22 protein-coding genes and 2 tRNA genes are annotated in these 22,885 nt (G+C 67.5%); 7 read left to right on the top strand and 17 right to left on the bottom strand.

Features of this window, described 5'->3' with window-relative positions; all coding sequences use genetic code 11:
* Positions 1–26 precede the first annotated feature (26 nt).
* Positions 27–527: a hypothetical protein gene (locus UC32_RS01770; RefSeq protein ID WP_152642530.1), complete on the top strand. Its 501-nt coding sequence runs from the start codon at positions 27–29 to the stop codon at positions 525–527.
* On the opposite strand, the gene UC32_RS01765 is transcribed toward UC32_RS01770, so the two are convergent.
* From UC32_RS01765 to UC32_RS01730, 8 genes are all read right to left on the bottom strand, one after another.
* Positions 508–1,575, bottom strand: coding sequence for a UDP-N-acetylmuramate dehydrogenase (locus UC32_RS01765; RefSeq protein ID WP_045729857.1), 1,068 nt, complete (start codon positions 1,573–1,575; stop codon positions 508–510). The two genes, UC32_RS01770 and UC32_RS01765, sit on opposite strands and share 20 nt — an antisense overlap.
* A 12-nt stretch (positions 1,576–1,587) precedes the next feature.
* The gene (locus tag UC32_RS01760; protein ID WP_045729546.1) at positions 1,588–2,868 is read right to left on the bottom strand and encodes an MFS transporter; all 1,281 of its coding nucleotides are present in this window, start codon (positions 2,866–2,868) and stop codon (positions 1,588–1,590) included.
* Positions 2,869–2,878: 10 nt separating this feature from the next.
* Positions 2,879–3,316: a MaoC family dehydratase gene (locus UC32_RS01755; RefSeq protein WP_015937899.1), complete on the bottom strand. Its 438-nt coding sequence runs from the start codon at positions 3,314–3,316 to the stop codon at positions 2,879–2,881.
* A gap of 2 nt (positions 3,317–3,318) precedes the next feature.
* Entirely contained in the window at positions 3,319–3,780 is a 462-nt protein-coding gene (locus UC32_RS01750; RefSeq protein WP_045729545.1) for an FAS1-like dehydratase domain-containing protein, read from the bottom strand.
* A gap of 61 nt (positions 3,781–3,841) precedes the next feature.
* A complete protein-coding gene (locus UC32_RS01745; protein WP_045729544.1) occupies positions 3,842–4,066 on the bottom strand; it encodes a DUF3188 domain-containing protein in 225 nt (74 codons plus the stop codon).
* A gap of 59 nt (positions 4,067–4,125) precedes the next feature.
* Positions 4,126–5,067 carry a DUF2797 domain-containing protein gene (locus UC32_RS01740; protein WP_082071855.1) on the bottom strand — a complete coding sequence of 314 codons (942 nt, stop codon included), beginning with the start codon at positions 5,065–5,067 and terminating at the stop codon, positions 4,126–4,128.
* A gap of 29 nt (positions 5,068–5,096) precedes the next feature.
* Positions 5,097–5,960 (bottom strand): HpcH/HpaI aldolase/citrate lyase family protein, encoded by an 864-nt coding sequence (locus UC32_RS01735; RefSeq protein WP_015937903.1) that lies wholly within the window; start codon positions 5,958–5,960, stop codon positions 5,097–5,099.
* A gap of 70 nt (positions 5,961–6,030) precedes the next feature.
* Complete coding sequence (locus UC32_RS01730) at positions 6,031–7,212, bottom strand: DUF1648 domain-containing protein (protein ID WP_052690499.1); 1,182 nt, start codon at positions 7,210–7,212, stop codon at positions 6,031–6,033.
* 135 nt (positions 7,213–7,347) lie between these two features.
* On the opposite strand from UC32_RS01730, the gene UC32_RS01725 reads away from it, so the two are divergent.
* Complete coding sequence (locus UC32_RS01725) at positions 7,348–7,782, top strand: VOC family protein (protein ID WP_045729543.1); 435 nt, start codon at positions 7,348–7,350, stop codon at positions 7,780–7,782.
* 5 nt (positions 7,783–7,787) lie between these two features.
* Positions 7,788–8,429, top strand: coding sequence for a winged helix-turn-helix transcriptional regulator (locus UC32_RS01720; RefSeq protein ID WP_045729542.1), 642 nt, complete (start codon positions 7,788–7,790; stop codon positions 8,427–8,429).
* Between the two features lie 55 nt (positions 8,430–8,484).
* Here UC32_RS01720 and UC32_RS01715 read toward each other — a convergent pair whose 3' ends face one another.
* The 9 genes from UC32_RS01715 to UC32_RS01675 all read right to left on the bottom strand — a co-directional run bounded on the left by UC32_RS01715 (position 8,485) and on the right by UC32_RS01675 (position 18,176).
* Entirely contained in the window at positions 8,485–9,426 is a 942-nt protein-coding gene (locus tag UC32_RS01715) for an aldo/keto reductase (protein ID WP_045729541.1), read from the bottom strand.
* Positions 9,427–9,460: 34 nt separating this feature from the next.
* Positions 9,461–11,173 (bottom strand): glycoside hydrolase family 13 protein, encoded by a 1,713-nt coding sequence (locus UC32_RS01710; RefSeq protein WP_045729540.1) that lies wholly within the window; start codon positions 11,171–11,173, stop codon positions 9,461–9,463.
* A 138-nt stretch (positions 11,174–11,311) separates the two neighbouring features.
* Positions 11,312–12,883: a Na+/H+ antiporter gene (locus UC32_RS01705; RefSeq protein ID WP_045729539.1), complete on the bottom strand. Its 1,572-nt coding sequence runs from the start codon at positions 12,881–12,883 to the stop codon at positions 11,312–11,314.
* A gap of 15 nt (positions 12,884–12,898) precedes the next feature.
* Complete coding sequence (locus UC32_RS01700; protein WP_045729538.1) at positions 12,899–13,555, bottom strand: SDR family oxidoreductase; 657 nt, start codon at positions 13,553–13,555, stop codon at positions 12,899–12,901.
* The gene (gene yidC, locus UC32_RS01695; RefSeq protein WP_200896292.1) at positions 13,552–14,358 is read right to left on the bottom strand and encodes a membrane protein insertase YidC; all 807 of its coding nucleotides are present in this window, start codon (positions 14,356–14,358) and stop codon (positions 13,552–13,554) included. The genes UC32_RS01700 and yidC overlap by 4 nt, the downstream gene beginning before the upstream one ends.
* Before the next feature lie 94 nt (positions 14,359–14,452).
* A tRNA-Met gene (locus tag UC32_RS01690) sits at positions 14,453–14,526 on the bottom strand.
* A gap of 61 nt (positions 14,527–14,587) precedes the next feature.
* Positions 14,588–14,659 (bottom strand) — tRNA-Thr (locus UC32_RS01685).
* Between the two features lie 368 nt (positions 14,660–15,027).
* Complete coding sequence (locus tag UC32_RS01680; protein WP_045729536.1) at positions 15,028–17,112, bottom strand: DEAD/DEAH box helicase; 2,085 nt, start codon at positions 17,110–17,112, stop codon at positions 15,028–15,030.
* A 407-nt stretch (positions 17,113–17,519) separates the two neighbouring features.
* Positions 17,520–18,176, bottom strand: a complete 657-nt coding sequence (locus UC32_RS01675; RefSeq protein WP_045729535.1) for an MOSC domain-containing protein — start codon at positions 18,174–18,176, stop codon at positions 17,520–17,522.
* A gap of 140 nt (positions 18,177–18,316) precedes the next feature.
* On the opposite strand from UC32_RS01675, the gene UC32_RS01670 reads away from it, so the two are divergent.
* The 4 genes from UC32_RS01670 to UC32_RS01655 are packed head-to-tail and all read left to right on the top strand — an operon-like array spanning position 18,317 to position 22,855.
* Positions 18,317–18,967, top strand: coding sequence for a hypothetical protein (locus UC32_RS01670; protein ID WP_045729534.1), 651 nt, complete (start codon positions 18,317–18,319; stop codon positions 18,965–18,967).
* A 2-nt stretch (positions 18,968–18,969) separates the two neighbouring features.
* Positions 18,970–20,181, top strand: a complete 1,212-nt coding sequence (locus tag UC32_RS01665) for a glutathionylspermidine synthase family protein (protein WP_045729533.1) — start codon at positions 18,970–18,972, stop codon at positions 20,179–20,181.
* Positions 20,178–21,671 (top strand): APC family permease, encoded by a 1,494-nt coding sequence (locus UC32_RS01660; RefSeq protein ID WP_045729532.1) that lies wholly within the window; start codon positions 20,178–20,180, stop codon positions 21,669–21,671. Before UC32_RS01665 ends, UC32_RS01660 begins: the two co-directional genes overlap by 4 nt.
* Entirely contained in the window at positions 21,668–22,855 is a 1,188-nt protein-coding gene (locus UC32_RS01655; protein ID WP_045729531.1) for an acyl-CoA dehydrogenase family protein, read from the top strand. The genes UC32_RS01660 and UC32_RS01655 overlap by 4 nt, the downstream gene beginning before the upstream one ends.
* Positions 22,856–22,885: the final 30 nt, after the last annotated feature.

Here is a 22,885-nt window from a genome sequence, read left to right as displayed (position 1 = left end):
GCGCCTACGGCGGTTAGGGTGGAACCATGACTTTGGGGAGTTTGTGGCTGTTGCTCGCGCGTAAAACCAGGATGTGGATGATCGGCGGGACCCTCAGCGTCCTGGCCGGCACGGCGCTGGGAAGCCTTTCCCTCACCAGGTTCCTGGGCAGCGGACAGTCCGAACCCCGGATCCTTCTTCCCTCACTGGCCCTGAGCCTGGGCGGGGGTTACGCGGTTCTGTTTCCCGGCCTTCGGACCGGCTGCCAGGGCGTGCGGATCCGCCGGGACTGGCGCCGCCACCCGATGACCGGACGGGTGCTCTGGGTCCTGTCCCTGGCGGTCGCCACCGCTGGCCTGGCCACGTGCATCGTGGCCGGGACGGCGAGCCCGCTGGCGCCGGGGCAGCTGGTCTGGATCTTCATGGGCATCTACCTTGCCCTGGCCGGGTGGGCCTCAGCGGTCATGGGTGCGGCCGCATCCCTGCGACAGGACCCGGCAGCCACCCCAGCGTCCGCGGAAGAAGACGTTACAGTTCCAGGCCGATGAGCAGCGGCTCCGGGTGCAGGCGGACGCCAAACCGGCGTTCGACGCCGGCACGCACCTCGCGTGCCACGGCCACCACATCGGAGGCGCCGGCGCCGCCGCGGTTGGTGATGGCCAGGGTGTGCTTGGTGGACAGCGAAGCCCGTCCCCCGGACACGCTGTCCGGTTCGAGCCCGAAGCCCCTGCCGAAGCCGGCCTGGTCAATCAGCCATGCAGCGGACAGCTTAACCATTCCGTCCTGGCCGGCAGGGTACCGTGGCGCGTTGTCAGGCAGCGAGGCGGCTTCGGACTCCGGAACGATCGGGTTGGTGAAGAACGAGCCCGTCGAATAGGTGTCCCGGTCTGCAGGATCGAGGACCATGCCCTTGGAAGCCCGCAGCCGCAGCACTTCCCGGCGCACATCGTTCGAGTAGGCCCGCTTGCCCGCCTCCACGCCGAGGGACCGCGCCAGCTCGGCGTACCGGATGGGGGCGCTCATCCGGCCGAGCGGCAGCTGGAATTCGACCGTCAGCACCACGTAGCGGGGCGACCCGTTCACGGTGGTCTGCTTCAGGATGGAGTCCCGGTAGCCGAACTTCAGCTCGGAGTTGGTGAAGGTCTGCACGGCGTTCCGCTCGCGGTCCCAGGTCCGGACCGCGGCGATGGTCTGCGAGACGTCGGCCCCGTAGGCACCTACGTTCTGGACCGGCGTCGCGCCCGTTGACCCCGGGATCCCGGACAGCGCTTCGATCCCGGACCAGGCGTGGCGGACTGCGTAGTCCACCAGCTGGTCCCAGTTGTGCCCGGCCTGGACCACCACAGCCACCCCGCCACAGGAGTCTTCAGCGTTGACCGTGAAGCCCTCGGAGGCGATCTTCACCACCGTCCCGGGGTACCCGTCGTCGGAGATCAGGAGGTTGGAACCGCCCGCGATGATCAGCACCTGTTCCCCGGCGGCATCCGCGGTGCGGACGGCATCGATGATCTCAGCCTCGGTCCGCGCCTCGATGTATTTGCCGGCGGGGCCACCGACGGCGGACGTGGTCAGGGAGGAAAGCAGCGTGGAAGTCACCACAACACCTTACTAGGCAATCCCTGCGGGCTTCCGGGCCACCGGCGAAAGGAAGAAGCTGACGGCCAGCATCACCATGACGGCCAGCAGCGAGTGCAGGATGCCCACATGCTCGGCGAGAAGGCCCAGCAGCGGCGGCCCGCACAGGAATGCGCCGTAGCCGATGGTGGAGACCACAGAGACCCTGGCGGCGGCCTTGGCGGGGTCGTCGGCAGCGGCGGACATGCCCACGGGGAATCCTAGCGAGGCACCGAGACCCCAGATAGCCAGGCCAATAAAGGCGAGCCACGGCACCGGCGCGAAGACGAACAGTCCCAGCCCCAGGACCGCCAGCGCGGCACACCAGCGCATCACCGGAACCCTGCCGTAGCGGTCAAGGACGAGGGTTCCGGCGAACCGGCCGATGGTCATGAACGTGACGAACAGCCCGTACCCGGCGGCGCCGGCAGCATCGCTTTGCCCGTGCCCGTCCGCCAGGGCGAGGGCCACCCAGTCCCCTGCTGCGCCTTCGGCCAGTGCCAGGCCGAGCACCAGGACACCAAGGAGTAGGGTCCGCCGGTCGCGCCAGGCCTGGGCGATCTTGCGCTTGTTGTCGAGGGGAGCCTCCCCTTCCCCGGCGGTGATAAGGGGAATGGGCCCGGTGGTGGGGTCCTCGAAGTGGTCAGGGGTGTAGGTCCGCTCCCCTGCGACCGGGGTGATGTCCGCACGGAACCAGGACGCCGCCGTGGCGACCGAAACGGCGACCACCAGGCCGGCCGCGCCAAGGTGCCAGGCCACCGGCAGGGACACCGCGGCAGCTGCCGCCCCCAAACCAGCACCCGCCACGGTCCCCAGGCTGAAGGCACCGTGCAGCCTGGGCATAATGTGCCGGCCCACAGCGCGTTCCACCGCCGCGCCCTCCACATTCGAGGCGGTGTTCCAGCTTCCGGTGCCCAACCCGATAACGGCCAGGCCCGCCGCGGTCACCACGGGACTGGCCAGCACCGAGGTGCCAAGGCCGGCGAGCAGCAGTCCGAAGCCCACCATGATGCTGCCGGTCCGGATGGTCTGCTTGGAGCCCAGGCGGAGCACGATCAGCCCCGAGGCAGACACTGACGCGAACGAGCCCAGCGTCAGGCAGAGAAGAAGGACGCCCACGTTCCCCGGGGTCAGGTCCAGGGCGTCACGGATTGCCGGGAGCCTGGATACCCAGGACGCAAAAGCGAGTCCGCTGGCGCCGTAGGCCACCACGACGGCGTTGCGCCAGTGGGTGACGTTGGCCGCGGTTGCCTGGGGCGCTGCCGTTTTGGTCAAGGAGGTTCCGCTAGGAGAGCTTGACGACGGCCTGGGCCTTCATCAGTACCTTTTGCCCGGCCGCGGTGACGGTGAGGTCCACGCGTGCGGTGCCCGCCTCGGCGTCGAGCTTTCCGATGGTTCCGCTGACCTCGATGGTGGCGCCGGGCTCCGCGGTGCCGGTGGTGTCGGTGACCAGGACCGGCTTGGTGAACCGGGTCTGGAAATCGACGACGGCGGCCGGGTCGCCTGCCCAGTCGGTCACCAGCTGGACGGCCGAACCCATGGTGAACATGCCGTGGGCGATGACGCCGGGCAGTTCGACGCCGGTGGCGAAGGCCTCGTTCCAGTGGATGGGGTTGAAGTCGCCGGAGGCGCCTGCGTACTTGACCAGATCCGTGCGGGTGACCTCGACGGTGCGGCTGCCGATCTCCTGGCCGGCGGCCAGGTCGGTGATGCTGGGGCTCATGGTTACTGTCCCTCTCCGCGGACCAGGATGGATGACGTGGTGGTGGTGACCTGCTCGCGGGCGTCACCGTCGCCGAGGGCGAAGATTTCGGAGCGGGTGGTGATCATGGCGCCGCCGCCCATGGCCCGGACGCCGTCAACGTGCAGCTCGGCCACGAGCCGGTCACCGGCGAAAATGGGCCGGTGGTGGGTGAAGCGCTGGTCTGCGTGGACCACGCGGGAGAAGTCGATGCCGGCGTCCGGATCCTCGATGAGCTGGGCGTCGGCACGCTGGGCGATGATGATGGCGAAGGTGGGCGGTGCCACGAGGTCGCGGTGGCCCAGCGCTGTGGCGGCATCGACGTCGAAGTGTGCGGGATGGGTGGCCTTGACTGCCCGGGCGAACTCGCGGATCTTCTCGCGGCCGACGTCGTACACCTCTGCGGCAGGGTAGCTCCGGCCCTGCAGATCCGGATTGATAGTCATGGCCCCAAGCCTATCGTCCGCGTCATGGCGGGCCGAAAACGGAGCAGCCGGGGCAGCGCAGCTAGCGGCGCAGGTTCTTCCGGATCGACTGGCCGCGGACCACCATGCCCACAACGTGCAGGACCAGGCCAAGCCCGATCAGCGGCAGGGACGCCATGGCCAGGCCTTGGTTGCCGCTGGTGTTGCCCACGAGGTTCAGGATGATGCCGACGGCGATCAGGCCCATGGCGCTGAAGACCATGACCTTGTAGGAGGTGGGCGCGGTGGCCCAGAATTCGTTCAGCACCGTCCAAGTCTAGCGGGGTTGCCCTGGCCCGGCCGCCAGGGCCTACTCTCCGGCCGAACCTAGAACAGCGCTTCCTGCACGGCCGGCACTGCCGAGGCGAAGTCCCCCGGTTCAATGGTCCGGGCCGTCAGGTGCGACAGGTTCACCACGAAGAGCGACTCGGTGCCGTCCAGCCGGGCCAGGACATTGGAGCCGCTGATGGCTGCGACAGTAAAGCCGTGCTCTCCGCCGTCCAGTGGATGGGGGTAGGCATGCCGGGCCGCCGGACCGTAGATGGCGTCCGCCTGGGCGGGACGCACCCACGTTTCGTCAACCACGGTAAAGCCGCCGACGGCGGTGCGGGCCAGCAGGTGCCGCACGTCGCCTGCATGGCGGCTGCTGATGGCGTCCAGGTCTCGTGCGGCCAGCGGTTGCAGGAGGGCCTCGGTTTTGGCGCTGGAGCGCACCTGCTGGGTCAAGGCCAGTTCGGCCGTGACGAGGTCCTCCAGGACCCGGACCACCCGGCCGTCCTCCGCCTGTGCCACGTAACGGGCCACGGTGGCGCCCTGCTCGGCCAGCCTGTTCCATTTGCGGGGACCGGAAGCCGTACCCACCTTCGTGGCGCCTCCGGCGAAGGTGGCCAGGTAAAGCCAGTGCTCCTGCATCAGGTAGTCACGGAGCCCTGGAGTCACCCGGCCGCCGCGGTGGAAGTCGTGGATCAGCCGGGATTCGTCCTGGACGAAGCAGCGTTCGCATTGCCGTCCCCTGATGGCCGGGGCGGCGGTCTTGCACAGGATGTGGTCGCGCCGGCTGGCCGAGTGGACCACCAGGTGCCCCAGGCAGGACTTGCCCAGCTCCGCCACGCGAAAGCCAAGCCGTGCCCCTTGCCGGAGGTCCAACTCCCGGAAGTCCCCGGATGGTGACTGGAGGCGCAGCACCGGGGCGCCGCCGTCGTCCGCTGCTGCGGCGGCCGGCAGGCCATCCCAAAAGACCCCGTGGACCAGATAGCGGGTATCGGTCACGGGGTCTCCTGAAGTGCTGGGGGCGGGCGCTACAGCGCGGGCTGCACCCCAAAGGCTACAGCCAGTTTCATGATCTTTTCGGCGCGGCCCAGGCGGGGCAGGTCCGAGCCGTCGCGGATGACGCGGCCGTTGGCTTCGAAGTCGTTCATGAAGTCGGTGGCCCAGGCGACGTCGGACGGCGTGGGGCTGATGACCTCGTTGATCACGGGGGTCTGGTCGATGGCCAGGCAGAGCTTGCCGGTCATGCCCATCATCACGGTGATGCCGGTCTGTTCGCGCAGGATGGGGTGGTTAGTGCCCACGGTGGGGCCGTCGATGGGGCCGGGCAGGTTGCCCACGCGGCTGGCCACGACCAGCTTGGCGCGGGGGTAGGCCATGGCCTCGGGCGTTGCGGCCATGCCGGTGTCCCGGCGGAAGTCGCCCGAACCGAAGGCCAGGCGGAAGGCGCCCTGGGCCTTGGCGATGTTGTTGGCTTCTTCGATGCCGACGGCGGACTCCACCAGGGGAATGACGGGGGTCTTGCCGTCCATACGGTGGAAGCTTTCGGTGACCTGGTCAGCGGATTCGGTCTTGGCGAGCATGACGCCCAGCAGGCCGGGGGTGCCGCGGAGGCCCGCGAGGTCGTCGGCCCAGAACGGGCTGGTGGCATCGTTGATGCGGACCCAGGCCTGGCCGCCGCGGGTCAGCCAGTCCACCACATTGCCCCGCGCCGTGTCCTTCTGGGACGGGTCCACGGCGTCTTCGATGTCAAGGATGATCGAATCTGCGCGTGAGACGGCGGACTGGTCAAAGAGCTCGGTCTTCATGGCGTTCACGAGGAGCCAGGAGCGGGCGATCTCTGCGGGGATGTTGCGTTCGGGCCGTACGGTCTCGGCGGCGGTGGTAGACGTCATGGCTTCTACAGTATCTGCCCGGCCACCGGCACGCGGAAGAAATGGGCTTCGGTGTGAGGATCAATACGAACTAAACGGGTTGTGACTGCGTCCCGGTTGCCCGTCCGGGCTGAACCGGTCTCCTTGCCTCGGCCACCGGAGGTTGCCAGGTCAGCCCCCCCAGCCGCAGGGCGGCCACGATGCTGATGACGAGCCCAACGAACGCGAGTACGCCCACCAGGAACATCGCCGCACCGGGGTTGCCGAAGTTCAGGGTCCAGCCCAGGCCGAACCGGCGCGGCACCATGAGTGCGGGGTCCTCACGGTTGACGTAGACCAGGCCGCCGCGCCAGAACCTGTCGTCATCCGCGTGTGTCAGGCCGGTATCCGGCTCCCCGTCCCCCGGTACGCGGTTGTTCCGCGCCAGCACGAGGGCAGCAACAATGACTCCGGCCAGGACGGGAAGCACGACGGCGAGCGGCGCCCAGGTGCTCACAGTGCCCGTCCACATGAGCAGCGATGAAAAGAGCATCCCGAGATCGATCATGGCCACCAGGCCCAGCAGGGCTTTGACGCTCTGCGCCGTGTACCGGCGGTGCCAGCGGGCGGAGGAGACCGGGTACGCGGGGTCGATGTCCGGGCGGCTCCGATGGACAGCCGAAGCCACTATGGCCAGGAGCGCCGTCAGTCCGCATTGCACGAAGACCAGCGAAAAGGCGCTGCCGATGGACTTGGCGGCGAACCGGTCAGGCACGCCGTCCGCGCCGTAGTGCACGGCGAGCAGCGCCGGCATCGATGGATACAGCAGAACACCGATCACCAGGGTGGCGGACGTGATGGCAAGCGCCGGGAGCAGCCACAGCCACGGGAAGGGCGCCCGCTCCGGCAATGCTTCCGGCCCCGCGTCCGCTGCTGCGGCTTGCCGGACGCCGTCGAACCATCCCCCGGCGGCCTTGGCAGCACGAATTGCGTGGTTGGCCAGGACAAAGCAGGCGTACCAGATCCCAACGAGGACAAGGACGGACAACGGCAGCAGCAGCGCCTCCCCGCTGGCGGCGGAGACGGCAGCGGTCGCCGCGGCCACAACCACGGCGCTGATCAACACCCGCTTGCGGTAGGCGCGGGTCTGGCCCGCGATGACCGGATCAGCGGCGTAGCGGGACGGCACCCGGACCCCGAACGGCACCGAGGCATTGTTGATGGCCGGCAGGGCGAGGGCGAGCACAGTCACCATGGCCAGCAGCGCTGAGGTCAGGATGATGGCGACAGTCACGGCATGTCCTTTCTCCTTCCAGTTGTAGAAGAAATGTCTGCCAAAGGGAATGCCCTGGTCCCAGCCCCTTGACCTGTTACTTGTTTTTTGCAAGTGTTACTTGCGTCACCCTAAGTGCCTACGAAAGAGACCATCATGACTTCCATGTTCGTCAACCTGCCGGTCACCGATCTGGACCGTGCCAAGGCGTTCTACACGGCCATCGGATTCACCATCAACCCGCTTTTCACGGATCACAATGCTGCCTGCGTGGTTGTTGAAGAGGACCACAGCTACTTCATGATCCTGGTCCGCGACTTCTTCCAGACCTTCACCAGCCGGCCCATCGGAGATCCGGCCGCCGCAGTGTCCGTGTCAACGGCAATCTTCCTGGATGACAGGGAAGCCGTGGACACCGCAATGGCTGCGGGCCTGGCCGCGGGCGGCTCCGAGGACCACCCGGCCACGGACCTCGGATTCATGTACCAGCGCCAGCTCACGGACCCGGACGGCAACGTCCTGGAATTTGGCTACATGCACCCCGCGGCGGCCGAGCAGGGCCCCCAGGCTTTTGTAAACCAGCAGTCCTAAGGCACATGGCGGCACGGGACTACGGCCAGTACTGCGGCGTCACACGGGCCCTCGAGCTCGTGGGCGAACGCTGGGCCCTGCTCATCGTGCGCGACCTCCTGGTGGGGCCGCGCCGCTACGGTGAACTCGCTGCGGGACTTCCGCGGATTCCGAGCAACATCCTGGCGGCGCGGCTCAAGGAACTGCAGGCGGCCGGCATCATCCGCCGGGTACCGCACTCGCGCGTCATCGTGTACGAACTCACGCCGTACGGCAGCGAACTTGAGCCCCTGGTGCTGGCCCTCGGCGCCTGGGGGTTCAAGGCGATGGGCGAGCCCAGGGAGGACCAGGTCATCACCCCCGATTCAATGACCATGGCGCTGCGCACGGCTTTCCGTCCGGAGGTGGCCGCCAGCTTGCCCCCAACCTCCTACGCCGCAGATTTCGGCCCTGCCAGCCTGCTGATCCGGGTGGACGGCCCCGCCCTCGACGTGGAGCGCGGAGGCGGTCCTGCCGACCTCGCCTTTTCAGCCGGCCCCGATGTCCGCCGGCTCATTTCCGGCGAACTGTCACCGGGCCGCGCCATCACCACCGGCGCGATTAAGGTGCTGGCCGGCCGCGGCGATCTCCTGGAACGCTTCGCCAACACCTTCCACCTCGCTGCCTAGCCCCTCAGGCGAAGTCCCCTCTCAGGCAATCCCCGGCTGCGGCCGCGCGGGCCGCTCAGGGGATGTTGCTCCCCCGCGCGGCGACCCACAGCCGGTACCAGTCGGCGCGGGTCAGGGCTTTGGCAACGCGGGCCGCGTCCCCGCACGCCCTGATGCGGCCGGGGTTGACGGTGCCAATCACGGGCGCGATGCCCGCAGGGTGCTTCATCAGCCACCCCAGCAGGACCGACTCCCCGGATGTGCCCTGTTCGGCTGCCAACGCCGCCACGAGTTCCGCGGTGGCGGCTTCGGGTGATGCGGGGCTTTCAAGCTCCGCTCCGGTGTAGAGACCCCGCGCCAGCGACCCGTAGGCCTGGAGCGTGATGTTATTGCGCGTGCAGTACTCCAGCGTGCCGTGCGGGAAGCTGTAATCGAGGTGTTCGGCGTGGTTGACCAGCACCTGGCTTTCAAGCCAGGCCCGCTTGAGCAGGCTCATCTCCAGCTGGTTGGCCACAACAGGTGTCTCCAACCGGTCCTGCAGCACCTCGATCTGCGCCGCGGACATGTTGGACACGCCCAGCTGCCGCACCTTCCCTTCGGCCATGAGCTGCCCGACGGCGGAGGCCACCTCAGCGGGATCGGCCAACGGATCCGGCCGGTGCAGCAGGAGGACGTCCACGTAATCTGTCCGGAGCCGCTCCAGGCTGCCGTTCACGCGTTCCAGGATGGCGTTCCGGCTGAGGTCGTAGTGCGTCTGCAGGCCTCGTTCGTTCAGCCTGATGCCGCACTTGGTCTGGAGGCGGATCCGCCCGCGCAGGCCCGGGGTGGAGGCGAGCACCTCGCCGAAGACGGCCTCGGACTTGCCGCTGCGGTAAATGTCGGCATGGTCGAACAGGGTGATGCCCGCGTCCAGGGCCGCCTGGACGGCAGCTGCTGCCTCGTCCACATGGCCGGGGCCATGCGGTTCGTCGGTCCAGCTGCCGCCCAGACCCATGCACCCGTAGATGAGTTCCTGCATCAGGAATTCGCGTCCGGCCGTCCGGCGATCATCCTCAGCGCAGCCATGCGGTGGTGTTGGCCGGCAGCTTTCCGTCTTCCAGCGGCGCGCTGCTGACCAGGACATCACCGGCGGGAAGTGCCACGGCCGTGTCCCCGAAGTTGGTCACGGACTGCCAGCCGTTGGGGCGCTTGAAGTGCAGGATGTCCGGGTTGCCGCTGTCCACCCACTCGAGCTCCTCGCCGGTCTGCAGTTCCCGGCGGAGCTTCAGCGCCTTGCGGTAGAGCTCCAGGGTGGAGCCGTCCGTGCCGTCCTGCGCCTCCACGGCGTACTTGCTGAACCAGTCCGGCTGGGGCAGGTGGGAGCCGCCCTCGCCAAACCCGAACGAGGTGCCCTCAACCTTCCACGGCAGCGGCACCCGGCAGCCGTCGCGGCCGATTTCCACGCCCTTGTTGCGGAAGAAGGACGGGTCCTGGCGCTCCGACTCGGGGATCTCGGCCACTTCCTGCAGGCCGAGTTCCTCGCCCTGGTACAGGTATGCGGATCCGGGGACGGCCAGCATCAGGAGTGTTGCCGCCCGGGCACGGCGTTCGCCGAGTTCAACGTCCAGCTGATCGGCGGGGGCGCCGGCCAGCAGCCAGTCCTTACCGTCCTGGCCCTTCGCGCCGGCTTTGGTTTTCTCGATCTGGGGCAGCCCGTAGCGGGTGGCGTGGCGGACGACGTCGTGGTTGGAGAAGACCCAGGTGGACGAAGCCCCGGTGGCGGCGGCTTCGGCGAGGTTGCGGGTGATGATTTCCTGGTACTCGGCGGCGTCGAAGTCGGCCTGCAGGAGGTCGAAATTGAAGGCCTGGCCCAAACCCTGCGGGCTGGCGTAGCGGGCCCGGCGGCTGGCGTGCACCCAGGCTTCGGCAACGGCCGTGCGCGGCGGGTTGTACTCGTTGAAGACCTCCCGCCATTCCGTGTAGACCTCGTGGACTTCGTCGCGGTCCCAGAACGGGTGCGTGCCGTCGTCGAACCCGTCCACACCGGTGTTGGCTGCGCTGAGCTCCAGCTTGGACAGCAGCGGCTCCGTCAGGTCCTTCGTGAGGGCATGCGCCACGTCCACCCGGAAGCCGTCCACGCCGCGGTCGGACCAGAAACGGAGCGTCTTCAGGAAGTCGTCACGGATTTCGCGGTTGGCCCAGTTCAGGTCCGGCTGCTCCTTGGCAAAGATGTGCATGTACCACTGGCCCGGCGTACCGTCCGGTTCGGTAATCCGTTCCCACGCGGGGCCGCCGAAGACCGAGTCCCAGTCCGACGGCGGGAACTCGCCGTCGGGACCCTTGCCGTCGCGGAAGATGTACCGGTCGCGGGCCGGGGATCCCTTGGGCGCGGCGAGTGCCTCCTTGAACCACTCGTGCCGGTTGGACGAGTGGTTGGGGACGATATCGGCAATCAGCTTGATGCCGGCGTCGTGCAGCGCCTTGGCCATGGCGTCGAAGTCCTCGAGCGTGCCCAGCTTGGGGTCCACGTCCCGGTAGTCGTCCACATCGTAGCCGCCGTCGGCGAGGGCGGACGGGTAGAAGGGGCTCAGCCAGACGGCATCGATGCCCAGCGTCTTCAGGTACGGAACCTTGGCAGTGATGCCTTTCAGGTCACCAATGCCGTCGCCATTCGAATCGGCGAAGCTGCGGGGGTAGATCTGGTAGACCGAGGCCTGTCGCCACCAGTTCGGATCGGACAGGCGATCGGAGTCGGACAGGGTTGCCAGGGTGGCGGTGGTGGACAAGGAGGGATCCTTTTCTGCTGGTCGCGGCGTTTTTATATTGGATCTAAATTTACTTGCCTGAACATTATCTGGTGCATTGCCCCGGGAGGTCAACAGTGGCGGCGGGGACCGTTTGCAGTCCCGGCGCCGCAGGCCGGATCACTCCGGCATGATCATGGTCCGCAGGTCCAACTGGCGGAGCACCCGGTCCGCCACTTCGGGGTCCGTGTCAGGTTCGCTCCGCGCCGCCACCACCTCCTGCCTGGCCGCGTCCAGGGCGATGGTCTGGACCGCGATGGCCAGTTCGCGGCCACGCTGGCGTTTCTCCGGCAGGGACTCGTTCCGGAGGCTGCCGTCCAGGAGTTCGGCCTGCAGCCGCTTCATCCTTGCCTTGACCAGTTCCACCTTTTCGGGTGGCAGGTCCTTCATGAGGTCGTGGTCCTTGAGTGCTGCGACGGCGGCACCCTGGGCGCGCTTGGCCAGCAGCCGGGCAGCGTCGCGTTCCTCCGACCCGTCGCCGGTGGCCTTCAGGACCCGCATCAGCCACGGCAGGGTCAGCCCGGGCAGGACCAGGGTGGCGAGCAGGACGGCGCAGGCTATGACCAGCAGGTAGTCCCGTCCCGGGAACGGGCTCCCGTCCGCCAGGGTCACCGGCAAAGCCAGGGCAAGGGCCAGCGTCGCCAGGCCGCGCATGCCGCACCAGGTCAGGATGACCACTTCCTTCAGGGAGCTGGGCTGCAGCAGGTTCCGCCGTTTCCGTGCTCCAAGGGCCAGCACCGCGAGCCACAGGAACCGCACGGCGAACACCAGCACGCAGACCACCAGGGCCACGCCGATCATGCCGAAGATTGCCGTTCCCTCGTCCCTGATCACGTGCCGGATTTCGAGGCCCACAAGCCCGAAGGCCAGCCCGGTGACCAGGAGCTCCACCACATCCCAGAAGGCGTTGCGGGTAACCCTCTCGGCGGCATCCTGCGGGCGGGAGTGGCGCTGCATCTCCAGGGCGGTGACCACCACGGCGATCACGCCCGAAGCGTGCACCTCCTCGGCCAGGATGTACGCCGCGAAGGGCACCACCAGCGTGATGGCACTGCGTGCCACCATCGAGTTCACCAACCGGTACGCGAGGGCAATGACCCAGCCCATGGCGACGCCGACCACCACCGCAAGTGCCGCGCCCACCACGAACTTCAGGACGACGTCGGCCTCCACCCTGGTGCCGCCCACGGCCGCCGCGACCGCCGCCTGGAAGATCACGATGGCCGCGGCGTCGTTGAACAGCCCTTCGCTTTGCAGGACCGTGGTGAGCCGGCGCGGCATGTGCACGCGGCTCGCCACGGACTCGACGGCAACCGGATCCGGCGGTGCCACCATGGCGCCCAGCGCGATGGCAGCCGGGATGCCGATTCCGGGAATCATGAGCCACGCGGCTCCGGCCACCGTTGCCGTGGTAATGACCACCAGCGCCACCGCCAGCATGATCAGCGTCCGCCACCTGACCCGGAACACGGCCCAGGAGCTCCGCTGGGCCGTGGCGAACAGCAGCGGCGGCAGGAAGATCGGCAGGATCAGTTCCGGCTCGATTTCCAGGTCCGGGAATCCCGGAATGAAGGTCAGCGCCACCGCAAGGAGCAGCATGAGGACCGGGTACGGCAGGCGCAGCCTGTCCCCCAGCCCCACGGCTACAACGGTGGCCAGGAGGAGCCCAATAATCAGTGCCAACTGGTCCATCTGCTGTGGTTCCGCTTAAGCCTGCGGCTCCAATGCTGCCGCCACCGGAAGCGACCCGTCACGGAATTCGATGGTGCGGCCCGCCGTTTCGGGCAGGTCCAGCACCGCTGCGGCGACGATGGCCGTATTGGCACGGGACGTTTCCCCGCCGCCTTCCTTGGGCGGGTTGACGTCGATGCGGCCCGAGCCCGGCTTCTCCGTCAGGGAGCCGGGGCCAAGGATGGTCCACGCCAGGTCCGTGCCGCGCAGGTACTCGTCCGCATCCGCCTTGGCCTCGGCGTAGGCGTAGAAGCTGTTGTCCGCCGGTACCCCATGGTCCTTGCCGGCGCCCAGGTAGGACACCATGACGTACCGGTTCACGCCGGCCTGCGCTGCGGCATCCATGGAGCGGATGGCCGCGTCCCGGTCCACGGCGTAGGTGCGGTCCGGGTTGCCGCCACCGGCTCCAGCCGACCACACCACGGCGTCGTGCCCCTGCAGCGCTTCGGCGATGGCCGGCGTCGGGGCGTTTTCCACGTCCAGGACCGACGGCGTGGCACCGGTTGCAGCGACGTCGGCTGCATGGTCCGGGTTGCGGATAAACGAGGTGACGCTGTGGCCTTCCCCGGTAAGGAGGGTGGACAGGTGCAGGGCCACTTTGCCGTGGCCGCCAATGATTGCGATTCGGGTCATGGACCCATTCTGCCCCCTGCTCCGCGGTTCACCAGGTACTGCTGGCCGAGCGTCCAGAGGTTAGACACCGTCCAGTAGACCAGGACCCCGATGGGAAAGAACGCCCCGCCGGCGGCAAAAACCAGCGGCAGCGCCACAAGGATGACCCGCTGCTGCTGCAGCAGCGGAGCGGGGACGTCGGCCCCGATGGCGGTGCGGGCCGTGACGAGCTTCTGCGTCAGGAACTGGCAGGCGGTCATCACCAGGATCATGGCCAGGGCGAGCACTGCGACCGCGGCGGGGTCGCCTCCGCCGTGCAGCAGGGAGGCGGACAGCGGCGCGCCGAAAATGGTGGCCGCGTTGAACTGCGCCGCCTGGGCGGCCTCCATGGCGCCAATTCCCGTGCCGCGTCCCACGGCGTCCGGGATGCCGGCCAGCACCTGGAAGAGGCCCAGGAAGAACGGTGCCTGGATCAACAGCGGCAGGCAGGCGGAGAACGGGTTGGTGCCGTGCTTCCGGTACAGGGCCATCTGCTCCTGGGCCATGGCCTGCCGGGACTGCTGGTCCGTCCTGCCTGCGTACTTCTCCTGCAGGACCCTGAGGTCAGGCTGCAGCTGGCGCATGCGGCGCTGGGCCCGCACCTGCGCCAGGAACACAGGGATCAGCGCGGCACGGACCACCAGCACCAAGCCGATGATGGCCAGCGTCCAGGTCCATCCTCCGTCCCCCGGCAGGCCCAGGGCGGCCAGTCCGTTGTGGAAGGCCACCAGGACGGCGGACATCAGCCACCTGAACGGCTCCATGACCTGTGCAAGAGCGTCCACCGATTCCCCCGTTCGACAGTTGCTGCAAAACTACTGCCCTTCGGACAAACAGGAAAGCCCCCGGAATCTCGGGGGATTCCGGGGGCTTAGCCTGTAGCGGTGGGGAGGCTCGATCTCCCGACCTCACGATTATGAGTCGTGCGCTCTAACCAACTGAGCTACACCGCCACGAATGAGAAAAACCTGCGTCAAGCCGGTCAAAACCGCCTTGACGCAGGCCCTCATTCAGAGCCCCCCACCGGAATCGATCCGGTGACCTCGTTCTTACCAAGAACGCGCTCTACCACTGAGCTAGGGGGGCAACGAGTAAATACTCTACCGGAAGATTTACGCACCAACAAATCGGCCTGAACGGCCGTCCTGGCGGCCCGCAACAGTTGCGATTCGGCGCTGAAATATCTCCAAATTCCGCGGGATTCCGGGGTTTCCCGGCACGCCGGAGGGCAGGGCGAACGACGGCGGGAAGCACCTTTGGGAGCCCCCCGCAGCCGCTCGGGGCTCCGAATGTGTCCAGCCCCACATGCGGCCGCACGTGCTGGCCCCCGGCTGCGGACATCCCGGGACCGGAACCGTGCCGGCGCGGACGAAGGTTCCGGGCAGTTAAACGGCGATGGGCCGGCTCGAAAGCCGGCCCATCGCCGTCGTGCATGGAGCTAACCCGCGGAAGGTTTACCACTTGCCCTTGCGGTTGAAGTCGCGGTGACCGCTGTCGCCGCCGCTGCGGGGCTTGCGGGAGCCGTCGCCGTGGCCGCCGAAGCGGGAATCGCTGGACTGGCCGCGGCTGTAGTTGTCTGAACCGAAGCTGCGCTCAGAGCGCTCGCTGTAGGAGCGGCCGCCGCGGTCCGCCGAGGAACGCTCGCCGTCGTTCTTCCGGAATTCCTTCTTGAACCCGCCGTTGCCCTTGAAGTTGCCGCCGCGGTCTCCGCCACGGTTGCCCTGGTAGGCGCCACGGTCGCCGGAGGGCCTGCGGCCGTTGTCCAGCTCGAGGTGGATCAGCTCGCCGCCGATCCGGGTGCGGGACAGTGCACGCAGCTGCTCGGGGCTCAGGTCCGCGGGCAGCTCCACCAGGGAGTGGTCCGAGCGGATATCGATGCCGCCGATCTGCGCGGAGGAGATGCCGCCCTCGTTGGCGATGGCGCCCACGATCGAACCCGGCATGACACGCTGGCGGCGGCCCACCGCGATGCGGTAGGTGGCGTTGCCCTCGGTCAGCTGGCGGGTGGGGCCACGGGAGCCGAAGCCGTCCTTGGAGCGCTCGCGCTTCTGGAAGTCGGGAGCCGCAGCCAGTTCCTTGACCAGCAGCGGCTGTCCGCCCTGGGCCATGACGGCCAGTGCCGCAGCGATTTCTGCTGCCGGCACCTTGTGCTCTTCTTCGTAGGAAGCGATGAGGTCGCGGAACATCGAGACGTCCTCGGAGGCGAGGGTTTCCGTGATGCGTTCGGCGAACTTACCCAGGCGAAGCGTGTTCACGGTCTCCGCGGTGGGCAGGTGCATCTGCTCCACGGACTGGCGGGTTGCCTTTTCAATGGCGCGCAGCAGGTACTTCTCGCGGGGCGTCATGAACAGGATCGCGTCACCGTTGCGGCCGGCGCGGCCGGTGCGGCCGATCCGGTGCACGTAGGACTCCGTGTCGTGCGGAATGTCGTAGTTGATGACGTGGCTGATGCGCTCCACGTCCAGGCCGCGGGCCGCGACGTCGGTGGCCACAAGGATGTCGATCCGGCCTTCCTTCAGCGCGTCCACGGTGCGCTCACGCTGCTGCTGCGGGATGTCGCCGTTGATGGCGGCAGCCTGGAAGCCGCGGGACTTCAGCTTGTCAGCCAGGTCCTCGGTGGCCATCTTGGTGCGGACGAAGGCGATCACGCCGTCGAACTCTTCAACCTCGAGGATGCGGGTCATGGCGTCCAGCTTCTGCGGGCCCATGATCTGCAGGTAGCGCTGGCGGATGTTGGTGCCCGTGGAGGTCTTGGTCTTGACCGAGATCTCGGCGGGGTCGTTCAGGTACTGCTTGGACATCCGGCGGATCTGGCCCGGCATGGTGGCCGAGAACAGCGCCACCTGGCGGTCTTCCGGCGTCTGCTGGAAGATCTGCTCCACGTCTTCGGCAAAGCCCATCCGCAGCATCTCATCGGCCTCGTCCAGCACCAGGTACTGCAGCTCGGACAGGTCAAGGGAACCCTTGGAGATGTGGTCGATCACGCGGCCGGGGGTACCCACAACAACCTGGGCGCCGCGGCGCAGGCCGGCCAGCTGGGGACCGTACGCGGAGCCGCCGTACACGGGCAGGACCGTGAAGTCGTCAATGTGCTTGGCGTAGGAGGTGAACGCCTCGGCAACCTGGAGCGCCAGCTCACGGGTGGGGGCGAGGACCAGGGCCTGGGTCTTGCGGGACGGGCCGTTGAGGTCGTGGAGTTCAGCCAGGCGGGACAGTGCCGGCACTGCGAATGCTGCAGTCTTGCCGGTACCGGTCTGCGCCAGGCCAACAACGTCGCGGCCTTCGAGCAGCAGCGGGATTGTAGCGGCCTGGATGGGCGAGGGCTTCTCGTATCCGACGTCCTGCAGGGCGGCGAGGACGCGGCCATCGATGCCGAGATCGGCGAACTTGACGGCGTTTTCGTCAGCGTCGGCGCCGGTTTTGACGTCGGTGGTGTCCTGGGCGTCAGCTGCGGGAGCAGCAGCCGGGGCGGCTTCCCCGGCGGCTGGGGTTGCTGCCTCGTCGATGACGCTGGTGGTTTCGTTCTGGTTTTCGGGCATAGGGATTTATTCCTCATCCATAGGGGGCCAGGCGGCACTACCCGAGGTGAGCGGAGCCGCAGTACACGTGCCGATGGTGCCGGGCAAACGTTGACCGGCCGGTCACAGAAGTCCGGCGCTTTCGCAATCCCATGGCAGGACTTCTCGCTGCATCTCTTGGCTGCTATCCCAGCAGTCTGTACAGCGTTTTCTTTAGCCGGCTCTCCCTATGAAAATGCCCGCATCGCTTGCGCGGGCCCCAACACTTACCAGTCCTGCCTCAAAAATTGGGCAGGAATAAGGGATTTCCGGAGTGGGGGATGTTTCAAGTGTAGGGTATGCGCGGCCCGCGTAGGTAATTCAACGGGCGACGACGGCGGTGAGGTTGCGCACATGGCCCGGTCGCAACGGGGTACTGCAACCCGGTGCTACTGCCCCAGCCGGCGCAGCAGGGCCTCGAACTTCTTGCCGAACTCTGGCTGCTGCAGCCTGATCTCACCATCCGCCTCGGCATCCCGGAGCGCTTCCATGGATTCCAGGTCCGGATCGCTGAACCACTTGCCCACTGTGACACCGTGCCGCGGAACGTAAGTGCGGTGGATGTGGTCTCCCGCCTGGATGCTGCCGGTCTTGATGACCCGCAGGTACGCTCCCACCCGCCCTTCGTCGGTGAAGCGCTTGACCCACTGGCGCTCCCCCAGCCGCCGCTGGAACGTGGCGCAGGGGGTCCGCGGCGAGGTGACTTCCAGCTCGACGTCGAGCCCGATCCTCCACCGCTCGCCGATCACCGCGGAGGTGGCATCGATGCCTGCCACCCGGAGGTTCTCGCCGAACTCCCCCGGCGGCACCTCCCGTTGCAACACGCCGGCCCAGTAGTCGGCGTCGGCCTGCGAGTAGGCGTAGATGGCCTGGTCCGGGCCGCCGTGGTGGACCCGGTTGGCCTGGATGTCGCCCGTCAGTCCCAGCCGGTGAACCTTGACCGGGCCCTCCGCCGGACGCTTGTCGATGGCGGTCACACCCACGTTTGAGGCATCCGGCAGGAGCTGGTGGACGCGGCAGACGGCAAGCAGTGAAGCGGTTTCCATGGCAACAGTCTAGGGTTCCCCGGACCTGCCCCTGCCGTGGGCAGTTCTCCCCTGTTTCAGGCTCGCAGCCGGCACCGGCAGGGACTACGCTGATGTGCAGATCACAACTTGGGGTGCAGCGCTGTGCCCATTTCACGTGGATGACTGAGGGGGACGCCGTGGATCCAGACGACAAAGGTCCAAAGAACGGGCCGGACAACCAACCGGGCAGCAACGCCGGCAACGGCCTGCCCGGCGACGGTGCTCCGTCCCCAAACGGGGGCAATACCCCCAAACCTCCGCCGTGGCAGGTGCCCAAGCCGGAGCTCCGCCCTGACCTCCTCAATGAACCCGTCACCCCTGTGGACCCGTTCGCCCGGGACCGGGAGAAGCAGCAGAACGAGGCAGCAGCCCGGAAGAAGCGCTCCCAGCGGCGCACCGTCGTCGTGGGCCTGGGTGTGACGGCACTGCTCGCCGGCACCATCACCGCCGTCGTGGCGAGCAACCAGGACGATCCCGAATACGCCCAGGTGTGCTTCAACGACGAAACCGGCGAGCGCGTCGAGGACCGCAACTGCGACAGCTCCTCCGGACGCAGCGGCGGCCTCTACGCCTGGTACTTCTACTCCCGCGGTGCCTCCGTCCCCGCCGTGGGCCAGAACCGGTCCACCGCACCCAACTACACCCGGACCATGCCCAGCGGCGCGAAAGCCTCCACCGGTTACAGCAGCAAGGGCGGCACGGTCAGCCGCGGCGGCTTCGGCACCAGCGCCAAGAGCGGCACCAGCGGCGGCAAGAGTTCGGGGGGCTGAGCGTGAAGCGGTTGCTGTCGAGCCCCCGGCCGGGCTGGAAACAGAAAATTGAAGAGCAGGGCCTGGTCTTCTCCACCACCACGATGGATGACGGGCGGAAAATCGACTACTGGAACGAGTCCGCGTACTACGAGTTCACCGAGGATGAGGTGGAACAGCTCGAGGAAACGGCCGAAGAGATGCACCGCATGTGCCTCGAAGCGGCCAAGTTCCTTGCCACCGGCGCGATGGGCCCTATCGGCATCGGACCGCAGGCCCTTGAGCTTGCGGCCGAGTCGCTTCAGGCGGGCGACGTTGACGTCTATGGCCGGTTCGACTTCATCTACGACGGGCGGGGCGGCCCGGCCAAGATGCTCGAATACAACGCGGACACCCCCACCGGTCTGATCGAGGCTGCCGTGGCGCAGTGGTTCTGGCTCCAGGACGTGTTCCCGGAAAAGGACCAGTGGAACGGCATCCATGAAGCCCTGATCCGGCAATGGAAGAAGTTCCAGTACCGCACCGGCATGTCCACCCTGCACGTGGCCCACTCCGAGGTGGAGGAATCCGGCGAGGACTGGATGACCGCCGCCTACATGCGGGACGCCGCCAGCCAGGCCGGCTGGACCACCATCGGCATCAACATGTCCGATATCGGCTGGGACCCCAACCTGAACCGCTTCGTGGACATGGACAACTTCATGATCAGCACCATCTTCAAGCTCTACCCGTGGGAGCTGATGATGAAGGAACCGTTTGGTCCGCGGCTGCTGGAACGAGCCCATAACCCGCGTTGGGTGGAACCTGCATGGAAGATGCTGCTCTCCAACAAGGCGCTGCTGGCCGCGCTCTGGCACCTCTACCCGGACCACCCCAACCTGCTGCCCGCGTTTCTGGACAATCCCGGTCCGCTGAAGGAATGGGTGGCCAAGCCGCTGCACGGCCGCGAGGGGGACAACATCAAGATCCACGCACCGGGAATCAGCCTGGAGCAGCCCGGCGGGTACGGCCGCGAAGGCTGGTGCTACCAGCAGTACCACCCGCTGCCCGACTTCGACGGCAACCATCCGGTCCTCGGCCTGTGGGTGGTGGACGGCGAGTCCGTGGGCTGCGGCATCCGGGAATCGGATGGCCCCATCACGGACTACTTCTGCCGCTTCGTGCCCAACACCATTGACGCGCCCGCACCGCTGAGTGCCGGAACTTCCTCCAGCAAGGCAGGTATCACCCTATGAGCACAGACATGACGACGGCGGGCGGCCCGGGAGGCCCGACCGGCACCACGGTCCAGGCGAAGGGGCTGCGCGCCGGCATCCTGGACCTCGGCGACTCCGTCATGCTCGGCCTTGCCTCCACGGCGCCGGTGTACTCCCTGGCGGCGACGCTGGGACTCATCGTGGCGGTCAACGGAAACTACACGCCCTTCATCCTGCTGCTCGGGTTCATCCCGGTCCTGTTCATCGCCTATGCGTTCCGGGAACTGAACAGCGCCATGCCCGACTGCGGCACCACGTTCACGTGGTCCCGCAGGGCCTTCGGCCCGTGGGCCGGCTGGCTGGGCGGCTGGGGTGTTGCGCTCGCCGGAATCGTGGTGCTGGCGAACCTCGCCCAGGTGGCCGGGCAGTATCTGTGGCTGCTCATCGGTGACGGGTCCCTGGCCCAGAACAAACTGGTGGTCACCGGCACGGGCGTGCTCTTCATCGCGCTCATGACCCTCGTGAATTACCGGGGCATCCGGCTGGGCGAGCATGTGCAGCGGGTCCTGACGTATGTGCAGTACATTGCGCTCGGCATTTTCGCTTTGGCCATTGTGATCAGGATCGTGGGCGGCCCGCCGGAGGGGCAGGCGTTCGACTTCGAGTGGTTCAACCCGGTGGGCGCCTTCGCCGATCCCGGGGCCGTGGTGCACGGCGCCCTCCTGGCCCTGTTCATCTACTGGGGCTGGGACACCTGCCTGGCCCTGAACGAGGAAACCGAAAATCCGTCAAAGACCCCCGGCAGGGGCGCCGTGATCTCGGCGTTCGTCCTGGTGGCCATCTACGTTTCCGTGGCGCTGCTGGTGATGATGTACGCCACCGTGGGCAGCGACGGCATCGGCCTGGGCAACGAGGCCAACCAGGACGATGTCTTCCTGGCCATGAAGGACGTGGTGCTGGGTCCGTGGGGCTGGCTGATCGTCGTCGCGGTCCTGGCCTCGGTGCTGTCCTCCACCCAGACCACCATCCTGCCCACCGCCCGCGGCACCCTGTCCATGGGAACCCACGGAGCGCTTCCGCCCAAGTTCGGCGAGGTGCACCCGAAGAACCAGACTCCGGGCTTCTCCACCAAGGTGATGGGCATCGCGGCCGGGGCGTACTACGTGGCCATGAGCTTCCTCAGCGAGAACCTGCTGGCGGATTCCATCAGCGCCATCAGCCTCTTCATCGCGTTCTACTACGCGCTGACCGGGTTCGCCTGCTTCTGGTACTTCCGCGGCACGCTGCGCGCATCGGCCCGCAACCTCTGGTTCCGCGGCATCTTCCCGCTGCTGGGCGCACTGCTCCTCACAGCGGCGTTCTTCGTCTCCGCTGTGCAGATGTGGGACCCGGCCTACGGCGATACGCAGATCTTCGGCATCGGCGGGGCGTTTGTCAGCGGCGTGGTGCTGCTGGCCCTGGGTGTGGTGCTCGCCGCCGTGTGCCGGTTCCTGCCCTCCACCCGCGGCTACTTCCTGGCCAAGCGGTGACCGGTGACCTGACCGCGGGCGCATCCGACGTCCTGGACCTCGATTCCCTGCTGAGCGACGAGGAACTGGCGGTCCGGCAACGAGTCCGCGACTTCACCGCGCAGCGGATCAGGCCGGACATTGCCCGGTGGTACGAGGACGGCGTCTTCCCGGTGGAACTTGCCCCGGAACTCGGTGAGCTCGGCGTGCTGGGTATGCACCTGGAGGGCTACGGCTGCCCGGGCCGGACCGCCGTCGATTACGGGCTGGCGGCGATGGAATTGGAGGCAGGCGATTCCGGGATCCGCACCTTCGTCTCGGTCCAGGGCTCGCTGGCCATGACGGCCATTCATACCTGGGGATCCGAGGAACAGAAGGAGGAGTGGCTGCCGCGGATGGCCGCCGGCGAGGTGGTCGGCTGTTTTGCACTGACCGAGCCCAGTGCAGGTTCGGACCCGTCCTCCATGGCCACCACGGCCACGCGAGACGGCAGCGGCGAGGATGCCGGGTGGGTGCTGAACGGTGCCAAGCGCTGGATCGGGCTGGCCTCGGTGGCCGGCGTGATGGTGGTGTGGGCGATGACGGAGGACGGTGTCCGGGGCTTCCTGGTACCCGCAGGCACTCCCGGCGTCACCGCCACGCCCATCGGGCGGAAGCTGTCCATGCGCGCATCGATCCAGTGCGATATAACGTTCGACGGCGTCCGGCTGGGTCCCGAGGCGCTGCTTCCCGGCGCGTTTGGCCTGCGCGGCCCGTTCACCTGCCTGAACGAGGCCCGGTACGGCATCGCCTGGGGCGCCATGGGCGCGGCCCGTGATTCGTACGAAGCGGCGTTGGCCTACTCGCAGGACCGCCTTCAGTTCGGCCGGCCGCTGGCCGGCTACCAGCTCACGCAGGAGAAGCTGGTGAACATGCTGGTGGAAATCCAAAAGGGGACCATGCTGGCGCTGCACCTGGGCCGGCTCAAGGATGCCGGCACCATCCGGCCCGAACAGATCTCACTGGGGAAGCTGAACAACGTCCGCGAGGCCATCAAGATCGCCCGCGAAGCCCGCACCATCCTGGGCGGCAACGGCATCACCCTGGACTACCCGCCGCTGCGGCACGCCGCCAACCTTGAGTCGGTGCGCACCTACGAGGGCACCGACGAGGTCCACACCCTGATCCTGGGCCAGCACATCACGGGCCTCCCCGCCTTCCGCTGATCCCTCCCGGGGCCCTGCCTTCCCAACTAG

The organism is Pseudarthrobacter chlorophenolicus (assembly GCF_000962805.1).
Lineage (GTDB): Bacteria > Actinomycetota > Actinomycetes > Actinomycetales > Micrococcaceae > Arthrobacter > Arthrobacter chlorophenolicus_A.
This window is presented reverse-complemented; position numbering and strand designations above follow the sequence as displayed.

Bases quoted from the DNA above. Each gene is read 5' to 3' on its own strand.
- UC32_RS01770 (WP_152642530.1), top strand. From the start codon at position 27: ATGACTTTGGGGAGTTTGTGGCTGTTGCTCGCGCGTAAAACCAGGATG.
- UC32_RS01755 (WP_015937899.1), bottom strand. From the start codon at position 3,316: ATGAGCCCCAGCATCACCGACCTGGCCGCCGGCCAGGAGATCGGCAGC.
- UC32_RS01750 (WP_045729545.1), bottom strand. From the start codon at position 3,780: ATGACTATCAATCCGGATCTGCAGGGCCGGAGCTACCCTGCCGCAGAG.
- UC32_RS01735 (WP_015937903.1), bottom strand. From the start codon at position 5,960: ATGACGTCTACCACCGCCGCCGAGACCGTACGGCCCGAACGCAACATC.
- UC32_RS01725 (WP_045729543.1), top strand. From the start codon at position 7,348: ATGACTTCCATGTTCGTCAACCTGCCGGTCACCGATCTGGACCGTGCC.
- UC32_RS01720 (WP_045729542.1), top strand. From the start codon at position 7,788: ATGGCGGCACGGGACTACGGCCAGTACTGCGGCGTCACACGGGCCCTC.
- UC32_RS01715 (WP_045729541.1), bottom strand. From the start codon at position 9,426: ATGCAGGAACTCATCTACGGGTGCATGGGTCTGGGCGGCAGCTGGACC.
- UC32_RS01705 (WP_045729539.1), bottom strand. From the start codon at position 12,883: ATGGACCAGTTGGCACTGATTATTGGGCTCCTCCTGGCCACCGTTGTA.
- UC32_RS01700 (WP_045729538.1), bottom strand. From the start codon at position 13,555: ATGACCCGAATCGCAATCATTGGCGGCCACGGCAAAGTGGCCCTGCAC.
- UC32_RS01680 (WP_045729536.1), bottom strand. From the start codon at position 17,112: ATGCCCGAAAACCAGAACGAAACCACCAGCGTCATCGACGAGGCAGCA.
- UC32_RS01675 (WP_045729535.1), bottom strand. From the start codon at position 18,176: ATGGAAACCGCTTCACTGCTTGCCGTCTGCCGCGTCCACCAGCTCCTG.
- UC32_RS01670 (WP_045729534.1), top strand. From the start codon at position 18,317: ATGACTGAGGGGGACGCCGTGGATCCAGACGACAAAGGTCCAAAGAAC.
- UC32_RS01660 (WP_045729532.1), top strand. From the start codon at position 20,178: ATGAGCACAGACATGACGACGGCGGGCGGCCCGGGAGGCCCGACCGGC.